Raw genomic sequence first — 14,365 nt, 5'->3', positions numbered from 1 at the left:
CTGTCACCTGGGTTGAAACAGCCCGGAATTGTTGCCAAAACACCCGAGAATCTTTTTAAAAATCAAGCCTTTCCTCCCGAGGTTTTTTCCTACATCTGTCATCGGAAACTGCGAACTTCTTCGCTATGGCCTCACCCCTAGAGCCCTCTGGATCAAGGCTTGAAACCCGAGCGCCATGGCGTCATGCAAGAACCCACTACCCAACGTACAAACACGATGAAAGGAGCTTCTTCATGTTTAAGCGCAACGTTCTCGCGGTATCCATGACCCTCGCGGCCCTCTGCTCGGCCCAGGCTGCACTGGCTGACATCAACGGCGGCGGTGCTACCTTGCCACAACCGCTGTACCAGACTTCTGGCGTACTGACTGCCGGTTTCGCCCCCTACATCGGTGTGGGCAGCGGCAACGGCAAGGCAGCGTTCCTGACCAACGACTACCGCAAGTTCGTAGCCGGTGTTACCAATAAAAACGTGCACTGGGCGGGTAGCGATTCCAAGCTGACAGCTGCTGAACTGACCACCTATGGCACTAACAAGCAACCTACCTGGGGCCCGCTGATTCAGGTGCCCTCGGTGGCTACTTCGGTTGCCATTGCCTTCAACAAGTCTGGCGCCAATGCGGTCAACCTCAGCGTTGACGATTTGTGCGGTGTGTTCTCGGGGCGTCGGACCGACTGGAGCCAGATCAGCGGTGCCGGTCGTACCGGCCCAATCACCCTGGTTTATCGCAAAGAGAACAGCGGTACCACTGAACTGTTCACTCGCTTCCTCAACGCCAAGTGCAAACCATCCCTGGAAGGCGGCACCTTCGCTGTGACTCAGGCGTTCGGCAGCAGCTTCTCCGGCGGTCTGCCGACGACTGCCCTCAACCCCCTGCAACAGCCGATTCCGGGCAGCACTACCACTCCACCAGAAACCTATAAAGACACCAGCGAAGGTGTGATGAGCACGCTGAATTTCGCCGAAGGCCGAATCACGTACATGAGCCCTGATTACGCTGCGCCTACCTTGGCTGGCCTTGATGACGCTACCAAAGTCGCTACCGTTGCCGGTGTTTCGCCTGCTCCAGGTAACGTTTCTACCGCTATCTCTGTAGTAGCAGTACCTGCCGTAATCAACCGCGCCAACCCGAACGCCTGGGTACCGGTGTTCGCTGCTACCACCAGCACTACTGATCCAAGCGTAGTGGCCTATCCAGACAGCGGCTATCCAATCCTCGGCTTCACCAACCTGGTGTTCAGCCAGTGCTACGCCGACGCCACTCAGACCTCGCAAGTGCGCGCGTTCTTCACCCGTCACTACGGCAACGCGGTCAACAACGACGCCGCCATCAACAACAATCGCTTCGTGCCACTGCCGAAGGTTTGGAAAGATGCAATTCGTGAAACTTTCATCACTGCTGCCAGCGACCTGAGCATTGGCAAGTCCAACACCTGCAACGCCATCGGTCGTCCGCTGTAACCCACGCTTTCTCCGACCCGCAACACCCAATCAGCAACGGCCTGCGCCGTTGCTGATTTTTTTGCGGGTGGCTCTTTATTTTCCGTAGCCAGGGTTTGCCTTCAAAGATCTAGGACTCCCACAGTCGATTGACGGACCTCCGTGAAATCCTGCGTCAAGTATCAGCCTTATATGAATTTTCGATGACAGATGTTCAGTCCCGCCCCTCGCCAACCGCCTAACTCCCATACGTGACGCGCGTCGCCAGTCGCCCATGAGCAATAACAAAGAAGGATGATTCCAGATGGTCCGCTGCAAACCACCGGTTAACGTGAATGCCCAAGGCCCTGGCAACGGCCAGACGATCCTGCGCCTCAAGCCCCTGGCCCATGCCATTGCCTTGCTGCTGGTGGCGGGCAGTGCCCATGGTGCCACGGCCTTCAGTTCCGGCTGGTTCGCCGACAAGGGCGCGTCCCAGGCGGCGACGGCGGCGCGTCCCGGGGCGCAGGTACCGGGGATGCCGCCGCCGTTGTCCCAGCAGGCCCGCGTCAACCAGCAGTTGCAGCGCTCCCTGAGCACCCTCAACACCAGCGTCGCGGCGATTGCCGCGCAACAGGCAGCCCAGGCAGCGGGGCGGCAGGCAGCGATGGGGCAAATCTCGACCATCCCCGATGGTCTTGGCAAGGGCGGGTTGCAGGTCGATAACAGCCTGACTCAGGGCTGGATCAATGCCAAGGGCCCGACCCAGAGCCAGGCCGGCGGCAAGACCACGGTGGCCATCGAGCAGACCGCTGACAAGGCGATCCTCAACTGGGAGACCTTCAACGTCGGGCGCAACACCACCGTCGACTTCCAGCAGCAGTCCAACTGGGCGCTGCTCAACCGGGTCAATGACCCTAATGCTCGCCCCAGTGAGATCCAGGGCCAGATCAAGGGTGCCGGCACGGTGATGATCATGAACCGTAACGGTGTGGTCTTCAGCGGCAGCAGCCAGGTCAACGTGCGCAACCTGGTGGCGGCTGCGGCCACCATCACCGATGACCAGTTCACCTTGCGCGGAATTTATGTCGATGCCAATGGCACCCAGCCAACCTTTACCGATGCGGCGGGCAAGGTCGAGGTGCAGCGCGGGGCGTTGATCCAAACTCATGCCCCGGCCACGTCCACCGACTCCGGCGGCTACGCCTTGCTGCTGGGCTCGGAAGTGGAAAACGCCGGCACCATCATTACGGCCAAGGGCCAGGCCACCCTGGCGGCGGGCGACAGTTTTTATATCCGGCGCGGTGTCGGCACGGCGGGCAATGACCGTTCCACCACCCGTGGCAATGAAGTGGCCACCAGCCTCAAGGCCGGCAGTACTTCGGGCAAGGTCAGCAACAGCGGCTTGATCATGGCCTCCACCGGCGATATCACCCTCACCGGGCACCAGGTAGAGCAGAACGGCGTGGTCCTGGCCAGTACCTCGGTGGACACTCGCGGTACCATCCATCTGCTCAACTCGGCCAGCGACAGCACCGGTAGCGTGACCCTGGGCCAGGGCAGCACCAGCGCGATTCTGCTGGACAGCAGTGGCAGCACCGCCCTCAACAGCCAGAAGGACAACGGCCTGATCAAGCTCGACGGCCATGCGGCCAACCTGATCACCGGGCAGTTCAATAATCTGAGCAGCGTCGCCGATCGCACCGACCAGTCGCGGATCGAGATCGTCAGCGGCAGCACCGTGGACTTCCAGAAAGGCTCGATTACCCTGGCCACCGGCGGTCAGGTGGTAGTCAGCGCCAGCCAGCGCAGCCTGGTGCGCGATGGCGCGATGATCGATGTGTCTGGTGCTATCGGCGTCAAGGTGTCGATGGAATCCAACAACATCAAGATCAACGTCCAGGGCAACGAGCAGCGCGACGCGCCGGTCAACCGGGAAAGTGGCAAGTTGATCAACAATGATGTGTGGGTCGACTTGCGGGAGCTGGTGTTCGTCCCCGCGGGCACCAACGGCTATGCCACGGATCGTTGGTACACCGCAGGCGGTCTGTTGGAAGTGGGCGGTTACCTCGGCACTCAAGGCCACTCGGTGGGCGAGTGGATGGCCCAGGGCGGCACCGTGACCTTTACCGGCAAGGACGTGGTGACCCAGCAGGGTGCCCAGATCAATCTGTCGGGCGGTACCGTCGACGTGCAGGCCGGTTATATCCAGCACACCTGGCTCAAGGGCCCTGATGGTCGGCTCTATGAACTGTCGAAAGCACCGGGGGACATTCTGTACACCGGGTTCTACAAGGGCTTTGAAGACAGCAGTACACGTTGGGGCCGCACCGATCTTTATTTCAATCCGCTGATCGCCTCGCAACGCCGCTATGAGGCCGGTTATACCGTGGGCCGCGATGCCGGCAAACTGGTGGTGGGCACGACCAATGCGGTGCTGGAAGGGCAGTTGATCAGCGACGTGTTCCAGGGTGATCGCCAGACCCTGGCGCCTAATATCAACCTCGATGGTTATCAGCAGTCGCAGAAGGCAATGGCCCAGCGCGCGCAGCTGATCATTGGCCAGTACACGCCGATCTTCAATAAAAGCACCGGCACCTTGCGTTACGCCTTGACCCCGACCACGAACCAGGTGCTGATCGAGGGCAACTCGCAAAAGATTGCCGATGGCCTGGATCTGAGTACTGCGTTACCAGCCGAGCGTCAGGGCAAGCTGGTGCTCGACAGTGACCAACTCAACGGCTACCAGTTGGGCGCCATCAAGGTGGGGGCCAAGCAGCAGATTGAGGTCAACGGTGCGCTCAAGGTGGCGGACGGTGGCGATATCACCCTGTATGCACCCGGGGTCAAGGTCAACGCCAACCTGACTGCCCACGGTGGCAGTATCAATGCCGGGAACGTGCTCAGTCAGATTTATCTCAATGGCAACAACGTTGTCACCGATGTGATCCTGCCGGGCTTGGCGGGAGTCAGTGTCGCCGATGGGGTCAAGCTGGATGCCTCCGGGCGCTGGAACAACCTGGCGCTGGAGCCTTCGATCACCGACGGTGTGGCCTATATAAACGGCGGCAACGTGTCGCTGCGCAGTACCGGTGACGTGAAACTGGCGGCCGGTAGCCTGGTGAGTGTGTCCTCCGGCGCAACCATCGGCCTGGACGGTACGGTCAGCGGCGGCAAGGGCGGCAGCGTTACCCTGGGCGCCTTCGGTGCACTGGAGTTGGGCGGTGATATTCGCGGCTATGGCGTCAGTGGCGGCGGCACTCTGGCCCTGCAAGCCCAAAAGGTGCTGGTTGGTAATAACCCCAGCGTGCCGCAGGCCGGTACCTTGCAACTGGCCGGTGACTTCTTCAATAAGGGTTTCTCGGCCTATGACATCACCGGCAATGAAGGTTTGATCGTCGCCGATGGCGCGAAGGTCGACGTCAGCATGCCGGTCTACCGTTTAGGCGAACAGGCGGCGACTACGCCGAGCGGTAGCGACCCTGCCACGACCCTGGAACGCTGGACCCCGCAGCTGTATCAGGAAGATGCGACCAAGGGTGTGCTGACCCAACGCCGTGGTGCCAGCCTGAACCTGGCCGCCGGGTATCAGGACTCCACGGCCGCGCAGATGGCGACCACCGCCCTGACAGTGGGTCAGGGCGCAGTGATTAGTGTCGATCCTGGCCAGGCGATCAACCTGCGCAGCATCGGCCAACTGACCGTCAATGGCACGCTCAACGCCTGGGGTGGTAGCGTCAGCCTCGCGGGCATAAGTACGCCTGACTCCGAAAAGGTCGATGCCATCGGCCACGGTCGCTCGATTTGGATCGGCGAGCAGGCATTGATTGATGTGGCAGCCCGCTCCGTAACCGCGGTGAACAATCGCGGCGGGCTTTACGGTCAAGTGCGCAACGGCGGCCAGATCACCATCGGCGGTGATATCAACCCGGCCACCGGCATCGCCAAGGCCAGCGACTTGTTTGTAGTGGTACGCGAAGGCGCGCGGCTGGATGCTTCCGGCACTCAGGCGCTGTTGGATATTCCGGGGCAGGGACGCACGCTGGTGGCGAGCAATGGCGGCAGTATTGCCTTTGCTTCCAACAATGGCCTGTACCTGGACGGCAGCATTGTGGCCAAGGCCGGTGGCAAGGGAGCCGCGGGTGGGCGCCTGGCGCTGGCGCTGGAGTCTGTGTATTACCAAAGAGCCTATGCCAACGATCGGGTTCTGGCCCCCCGCGAGATGATTCTCAGCCAGGTCCACCGGGCCAATATCTTACCCGATACTGCCGAGTCAGCTGCCGACTCGCTGATTTATGGTCATGGGCGGCTCGGGGCAGATCAAGTGATAGCCGGTGGTTTCGACAATCTCGCCTTGTTGAGCCGAACACTGTCATTCGCCGGTGATGTATCACTTAACATGGGACAAAGCCTGGAACTGTATTCCGGTGGTATGGACTTGGCCCTAGGAGCTTCGAACACCTCGCAGGTTAGCCTTAATGCGCCCCATGTAGTGCTCAGCGGAATACTCTCGCCGCTCAGAAACGAAAACTTTCTGATTTCGCCGTCATCAGCGCAGAAGCCCGCGATACCAGGCCAAGGCCTGTTCACGCTCGACAGCGACTTGCTGGATATTCGTGGTGAGGTGTTTTTCGCACTCAATTCAGGTTTTGATCAGGTACACCTCAACAGCCGTGGTGATCTGCGGTTCCTCGCTGGTCGCGATGGCGCGGTGACAGAAGGCTTCAGCACGATACTGGAATCGGCGGGCGACCTGACCTTGCGCGCGGCCCGAATCTACCCTGGCAGCGGGATCAGCGCTCAGGTCTTGGTAGGCTCTCTGGGCGGCAATAACCAGAAAAAAGAGTTCGACCCAGCGCGCACCCTGACTATTGAGAAAGTTGGCAGCGATACAGGTGTCGCGCCGTACTCGGTGTTCGGGCGCCTGCAACTGGGCGCCGCTACTATCAAGCAAGGCGGCGTGCTGCGTGCGCCCTTGGGGGTGATCGAACTCGGCAACCTGGGCAGTACCAGGGTCGAGCTGTTACCCGGCAGTCTGACCTCGGTCAGTGGCCGGGGCCTGGTATTGCCGTATGGCGGTACGGTGGATGGCCAGACCTATCGCTACAACGGCAAGACTGTGAATTTCGTGGGGCAGGGTGGGGTGGTGATTGGCAGCGGCGACCTGACGGTCGGGGTGATCCTGGGCGGCAAGTCCGTGGCGGTATTGCCCGAGGCTGTCCTGGACCTTTCCGGCGGTGGTGAACTGTTAGGGGCCGGGTTTATTTCCGGGCGCGGCGGTTCCACCGATGCGCGCTACAACCCGCTGGTACAGTTCGGGGCCAATGGCGGGTTTGCGCTGCCTGGGCTGAACACCAACCCGGTGTACGCCATCGTGCCTGGCGCTCAGCCGGGGTATGCGCCGGTGGCCGCCGAGGGCGGTGCGGTGGCACCACTGGTCGGTCAGCAGATCACCATCGGTGCCGGGGTTTCGGGGCTGCCGGCCGGTACTTACACCTTGATGCCATCCACTTATGCGCTGATGCCGGGCGCGTTCCGTGTTGAGATCAATGGCTTGGCCGGGCTGGGCAGTGACGCTGGTGCCACGCCAATGCGCAACGGCTCATGGTCCACGGTAGGGCGTTTGTCGATTATTAACACCGGTATCCAGAACGGCCTGGTCAGCCAAGTGATCCTGACGTCGGCCGACACCTTGCGACGTTATTCCCAGTACAACGAAACCGGTTACACCCAATTCGCCATCGCCGATGCCGCCAAGCTCGGTGTGCCACGACCTTTGCTGCCGATGGATGCCAAGACCCTCAAGCTGGCGATGAATGTCGGGGGCGGCAGCGATACGTTTTCGTTCAAGGGCATTGGCCGCTTTGATGCAGCGCCAGGAGGCTTTGGCGGTACGGTGGCGCTGATCAACCGGTCACTTGGCGATATGCAGATCGTCGATGCCAGCAAACCGCTTGATCCAGGGTTCACCGGCTTGACCGTGGATGCCCAAAGCCTCAACGCCCTGGGGGCCAAGCGCCTGCTGGTGGGTGGCCTATCGATGGTGCTTTATGGCCAGGGTGGCAACACCGTCGAATTTGCACGGGGGGAAAACGCCCCGGGTGGTTCGATCCTGCTGCGAGCAGGTGTGACCCTGGCGGCGCCGGAGGTGATTTTGGTAGCCGGTAGCGGCGATATCCTGATCGAGCAGGGCGCGTCAATCAATACCATCGGCCAGGGGGCGGCGTCCTATGATGCCCGTGATGGTTTTGTCTACAAAGGCGTGCCCAACATGCTGGCGGTGTCCAACGGCCTACTCAATGTGCTGCCCTACGTTAATGCGGGGAATATCAAGACCGGCGGTATTCAGATTGGTGTCTGTGCCACTGGCAGTTGCTCGGGACAAACCTCGCTCTATTCGCAGGGCAGCATCGTCGCGGCAACCGACACAGCCTTGGAGCTGGGCGACCAGGTGCGCTATGGCACTCGTCACCTGGCGCTGGCCTTGAGCAATATCAACGTCGGCAGCACCACGGGCCTGGCCGATGCCGCAGCACGCAACGTGTTGCCGGCCGGCCTAACCCTCAACCAGCATGTGCTCGATCGCTTGTTGCGTGGTGATACCCAGTTCGGTGCGCCGACCCTGGAAACCCTGCAACTGTCGGCCAGCAAGGCCTTCAACTTCTACGGCACCACGACTCTCGACACTTACGACCCACAGACTGGCAAGTCGCGCCTGGACAATTTTCTGTTGTCCACCCCGGCGATTTATGGTTCTGGTGATGCCAACGATGTGGCCACTATCCACACCGCCCATTTGATCTGGCAGGGCTCCGAGGCAGCACCCGGAGCGGTCATCGCCGGCGGTGCCGGTATCGGTAGAGGGCGTCTGGATATCAACGCCGAGCGTATTGAGTTTGGCTATGGTGCCTTCGCTCAGAAGAGCACCACCAAGACCTTCGACCGCCTGGCCCTGGGCTTTGCCAACATCAACCTCAACGCCAGTGAACGCATCACTGCGAACCACAAGGGCAGCCTCTCGGTGTATCAGCGCCAGGCTGGGTATGACCCGGTCAAGGGCTTCCAGTACATCGGTGGCAACCTCAATATTCTCACCCCGCTGATGACCGGTGAAGCCGGCTCGGTGAACCGCATCACGGCGGGCGGTGCGATTGACGTGGCAGCCTCGGCTGGTGTGCGTGGCACGGTTAACGGCCTGGGCGCCGAACTGTCCTTGCAAGGTGACAGCATTCGCCTGGCCACTGCGGTGGTGCTGCCTAGCGGCAAGGTCAGCCTGGGCGCCCGTGGCGACGTGATCCTTACCGGCGACGCCTTGATCGACGTCGCCGGTCGCGCCATCGCGTTCAACGACGTCACCCAATACAGCTGGGGCGGCGATGTGCTGCTGGACAGTCGCACCAACAATATCTTCCAGGCGGTGGGGTCAACCATCGACCTGTCGGCCAGACACAATCGGGCCGGCAAGCTGCGGGCTATGGCGGTAGATGCGGCGGGGGGGATTGTCGACCTGCAAGGCAAGATCCTTGGCGGCAGCAGCGGCTATTACGATGCCGGCGGCACCTTGATGCCTTATCAGGCCGGTACCGTGGAAATCCAGGCCCAACGTCTGGGCAGCGGCGACAACCTGGACCAACAGTTCGCCGACCTTAACCAGCGCCTGAACGAGGGCCAGGTGTTTGGCTCGCGCAGCTTCCAGCTCAAACAGGGCGACTTGACCATCGGCAACGGCCTCAAGGCCGGCACCATCAACGTGTCCGTGGACAACGGCAGCCTGTTGGTTACAGGCAGGGTGGACGCGAGTGGTGAGCGCGTTGGCAGCATCAACCTGGCGGGCAAACATGGCCTGACCCTGGATGGCAGTGCGGTACTGGACGCCCATGGCAGCAAGTTGCGGGTGGACAGCTACGGCAAAATCATCGACTCACCCAACCGGGCGATGGTAATCCTCGGCTCCGGCACCGGCCTGTTGACCTTGGCCGACGGTGTACGCATCGACCTGCGCCACGGCACCGACGTGGTGAAGGGTCACGACGGTCGCAATCGCGGCACCCTGGAGCTGAATGCGCCACGGCTGATCAACCCCGATGGCACCAGCAATGACATCGCCATCGACGCACATGGCCAGCTAAATATCCAGGGCGCCCGCTCGATCACCCTCAACGGCATGATCAGCTATGACGATGCCGAGGTGAAAACCGACCCTACCGCCAGCGGTCGGCCATACCAGGTGATCGATCAGAACTACCTGGAGAAAAAGCATGATTTGAGCGTCAAGTTTATCGACGCTGCACTGCTCAACAATAATCTGCGGCAAAACAAACTCGCCGGTCTGAATAACGCGACCTACGCCGATGCCTTCCACTTGCGGCCAGGGGTGGAAATCGTTAGCAAAACGCCGGACGGTGATCTGGTGGTGCAGGGCGATCTCGATCTCTCTGGCTTCCGGTATGCCAGCCTCAACCCACACATCAAGAAGACAGACGATGTTTACGGTTCCGGTGAGTCGGGCAGCTTGACCTTGCGCGCCGGTGGCGACCTGAATATCTACGGCAGTATCAACGATGGCTTCGCGCCACCGCCCGAGACCGTTGATGACAAAGGCTGGGTGCTGTTGCCGGGTATCGACTTTACCGGCGGCGATATTGTGGTGCCGGGTCATGGTGTAACCCTGGCGGACGGCACTGCGTTCCCGGCGGGTACGGTGCTCAATTACGACCTGCCGATCAAGGGCATGACCATGGCTGCCGGTACCCGCTTGCCGGTGCGCTCGACCCTGACCCAAGACCTGGTGCTGCCGTCTGGCACTGTATTGGCTGCGTCGGTGCTGGATGCTTCCGGCAATGTGTTGTTGGCGGCAGGTACGTTGTTGAGCCAGGCGCACACACTGGTGGCCGGTTCACAGTTGGAAGCTGGCAGCCTGCTGACTCAAGGGACTAAATTTGGGGCCATGACCTGGCCCAAAGGTGTGCCGCTGCCCTCCGTAGATGCCGCCACGAGGGCCACTGACAATATCGTCACCCTCAACGGTAATATACCGCTGCCACGGGGCGCACTCATTCCTTCGGGGACCAATGTCAAGTTGCTGGCCGGTGCGGACTCGGTGCAGTTGCGTGCGCAAGTGGCCGGGAAGCCGAATCGGCTCTGGGCCATTTCGCCGATGCTGGCTGAAGGTTCGCAATCATGGTCGCTGCGCCTTGTGGCAGGGGCTGACACCGAGGCGGCGGACAGCCGCATCCTGCAAGCGCATCCGCGCAGCGGTGACTTGCATCTGGCGGACAGTCACTACGGCATGTTTGCCAAGCAACTGCCTCCAGAAGGTGTTCAAACGTGGACTGCGCAGGCGATCCTGGACCTCGGGCCGGATGGGGAGGGGCTCGATATCAAAGAGGGTGAGCCGATTGACCAGAAGCTGTTTGACGACTTAAGCCTAGGCACGGTTGCCGACTTCTGTCTCAGTTCTCCGGAGTACTGCGCTATCAAGGCTCAATATGTATGGACCCAAGTCGCGGTGGACGACTTGGGCGTCGAAGAGGGGACGGTGATCACTGACGCGATGGTCAAGGAGTTCAACAATCCAACGATGCACTCGGTCGAGGATTTGTGTGCCCAGTTGCCCAGTTACTGTCTTTCCCTGAGCGTCACGAAGTATGCAGCAGTGCCATCAAGCACGCGTTTCAGTGTGATCCGCACCGGCACCGGTGACCTTGAGCTGCTCAGTGCCGGCAACCTGAGCATGGATTCGCTGTACGGGGTCTATACGGCGGGCACGTCCTCCACGTCCACTTACAAGGGCGACCCTTATAACCAGCCCAAGGCTCTGGGGCGTGGCAAGACCGTACTCAATGACCCTGGCAGCTACTTCGAACAGTTCGTCAACGGTGACACTGGCAGCCTGTACCGTGCCTGGTACCCGGAGGCAGGCGGCAACCTGACGATGAACGTAGGTGGCAACCTGACGGGGAACATCGTTGCTCCACTCAATAGCGGCTTTTTTCGGCCTAACCCTTTGGATGCCGGCACAGATTCGGCGAGTGTGGGTAATTGGCTGTGGCGCCAGGGCAGTGCGGATGTGAATGTCGGCGGCCAACCCCAACCGACAGCCTGGTGGATCAACTTCGGTAGCTACACGGCCGACAATGACCTGGCGAGTAAGGCTGCCAGTGCGGATCAGTTGGTCGGCTTTACCGGTTTCGGCACGTTGGGTGGTGGTGATCTGGACATACAGGTCGCGGGTGACGCAGGGTTACTTCAGCGCATGGCCGGTAATGCCATGCTTTCCTTCGCCAACCCGCGCAGTCAAGGCCTGGTGCTGGCCGTTGGCAGTACTGGCCGAGTGGCGAGCGATGGCAGTCTGCAGTTGACGGGCGGTGGCGATTTGCGCGTGCGTATCGGTGGTGCCATGAACCCGGCCAGTGACCTTTTGGTCGGCGGGCAGAACGGCATGCTGGTGAATTTACGTGGTAATGCGCAGTTGCTTGGCGGTGCCCTGGGCCAGATTGACCTGCACTATGGCAGCGTCAAGGAAGATCACGGTGCTGGCGAAACCCGGGCGTTCGATGCATTGCAGGCCACCCGTGGCCGGGCAGTGGGCGGCATGACGCTGGTGCCGGGCGATGCCACATTTAGCCTGGCGACACTGGGCGATGTTGTTTTGCAGGATGTGGTGGACCCAGGGCGAGTGGAACTGCTCAACAGTTCGCCACTCACACGTGGCTCCAAGGAACAAGGGAACTTGGAACACGGTATTGGCACCAGTTGGTTCTCGCTGTGGACCGAACGTACTGCCATTGACCTGTTTTCAGCGGGAGGCAATTTGACCCCAAACACTGGAGGCATAGCGTCAGACCTGGCGATTGTCTATCCCTCGATTGTCCGGGCAACGGCGGCCAGCGGCAGTTTTTACTACGGCAAAGCCGCTGCCTCACCGCAGTTTGACCTGGATTACAGTTCTGCTCTGTTGCTCGCCCCAGGCGCCCATGGCCAGTTGCAGTTCCTGGCTAACGACTCGATTTACGCCGGCGGCATGTTCGTGACGCCATCGTCGGCCGATCCGAGCGTCATGGCGACCCCTTGGCGTCCGGCGTTTGTCGGCAGGGTTAACGGTGAGGTCGCTGTTGACGGCAGCAACCTGTCGGCGAACGGTAGTCCTGCGAATGGCAATCCATTGCCATTGTTCGTCTTTGGTTCCGCCAGCGCGTCGACAACCTCGAACCGCTCAACCGACCCTGCACGTTTCTATGCGGTTACCGGGGATCTGGTGGGGGTCACCAGTGGACGGATCATCTCCTTTGACTCTGGCCCAACGTATCTTCATACGGGGCAGACCTGGTACGAGGGTGGTGCGTCGGTGTGGATGATGGCCGGACGGGATATTGTCAGCAGTGGCAGTCGGTTTAATACCATTCCCAGCCCCGAAAACGCCCTGTCGACGGGCAACCTGTTCATCCATAACAGCCCCAACGATATATCCATCGTCTCTGCCGGGCGCGACATCCTCTACAGCAACTTCCAGGTCGCCGGCCCCGGCACCCTGGAGCTGACTGCTGGCCGCAATATCCTCATGTCTGGCGGCGACGTCCTGAAGGGCGGCGAGGTAAGTGTCACCAGCCTCGGCCCTGTCGCCCCAGGCGATAACCGCCCCGGCGCGAGCATTGTCATGCAAGCCGGCGCCGGCCCCAACGGCCCGGATTATCGGCGCTTTGTGGAGGCCTACCTCAACCCGAGCAACCTGGCGCAGCCGGGTGAGGCGCTGTCGATCCAGGGCAGCAAGGTCGCCAAGACCTACGAAAACGAACTGGTCACCTGGCTGGCCGAGCGCTTCGGTTTTGAAGGTGACAGCGAGCAGGCCCGGGCCTATTACACGGCGCTGCCGGCGGAGCAACAGCGGGTGTTTGCCCGTGAGGTGTATTTCACCGAGCTCAAGGCTGCCGGCCGTGAATACAACCAGGACGGCGGTGTGCGCGAGGGCAGTTATGTACGGGGGCGGGCGGCGATTGCTGCGCTGTTCCCGGACAAGGACGTGGCCGGCAATGCGATCACCTACAAGGGCGATATCACCTTGTTTGGCGGCTCCGGCGTGCACACCAATTTTGGCGGCTCGATCCAGATGCTCACCCCTGGCGGCGGTCAGACCTTCGGCATAGAAGGCGCTGCACCACCGGCTTCGGCGGGGGTTATTACCCAGGGCGCGGGGGATATCCAGCTGTATTCCATGGGCAGCATTCTGCTGGGCCAGAGCCGGATCATGACCACTTTTGGCGGCTCGATCATGGGCTGGTCGGCAGCGGGGGATATCAACGCCGGCCGGGGATCCAAGACCACCGTGGTGTATACGCCGCCCAAGCGGGTCTATGACGGTTGGGGCAATGTGACCTTGTCGCCGTCGGTGCCGAGCACGGGGGCAGGGATTGCCACGCTTAACCCGATCCCGGAAGTGCCCGCGGGGGACATCGACTTGATTGCGCCGTTGGGCACGGTTGATGCGGGGGAGGCGGGGATTCGGGTGTCGGGCAATATCAACATTGCGGCGTTGCGGGTGGTGAACGCGGCGAATATCCAGACCCAGGGCAAGTCGTCCGGGGTGCCGGTGTCGGCGTCGGTGAATGCCGGGGCGATGAGCTCGGCCAGCGCGGCGGGTGCGGCGGCGTCCCAGGCGGCGGAAGATGCGGCGCGTAATCAGCAGGCGGCTGCGCGCGGGGGCAGGGCTTCGATTGTGACGGTTGAGGTGCTCGGGTTTGGTACAGAGCCAGTACCGCGAGGGCAGGAGGATGCGCGCAGGGCGCCGGTGTATAACCCGGACAGTCCGGTGCAGGTGTTGGGCGCGGGGCCTTTGAGTGAACAGGCGCGGGCGCGGTTGACGGATGAGGAGCGGGGGCAGATTAGTTTGTAGGGTTTTGATGGACCTCTCGTTGTAACCAGTTTGGGGCGATCAGTGATTGCCCCTTTTT

Annotated in this window: 2 protein-coding genes; both read left to right on the top strand. The window is 61.2% G+C overall.

Annotation, left to right across the window (positions count from 1 at the left end; all coding sequences use genetic code 11):
- The first annotated feature begins 233 nt into the window (after window positions 1-233).
- The gene (locus tag ACZRJ6_RS16000) at window positions 234-1,460 is read left to right on the top strand and encodes a substrate-binding domain-containing protein (RefSeq protein ID WP_463969571.1); all 1,227 of its coding nucleotides are present in this window, start codon (window positions 234-236) and stop codon (window positions 1,458-1,460) included.
- 283 nt (window positions 1,461-1,743) lie between these two features.
- Window positions 1,744-14,307, top strand: coding sequence for a filamentous haemagglutinin family protein (locus ACZRJ6_RS15995; RefSeq protein WP_463969572.1), 12,564 nt, complete (start codon window positions 1,744-1,746; stop codon window positions 14,305-14,307).
- Window positions 14,308-14,365 lie beyond the last annotated feature (58 nt).

It is taken from the genome of Pseudomonas sp. C321 (assembly GCF_055407105.1).
The sequence above is the reverse complement of the archived record's forward strand: the minus strand, read 5'-3'. Positions and strand labels throughout refer to the sequence as shown.

Coding starts and splice junctions, on each gene's coding strand:
- ACZRJ6_RS16000 (WP_463969571.1), top strand. CDS start 234: ATGTTTAAGCGCAACGTTCTCGCGGTATCCATGACCCTCGCGGCCCTC.
- ACZRJ6_RS15995 (WP_463969572.1), top strand. CDS start 1,744: ATGGTCCGCTGCAAACCACCGGTTAACGTGAATGCCCAAGGCCCTGGC.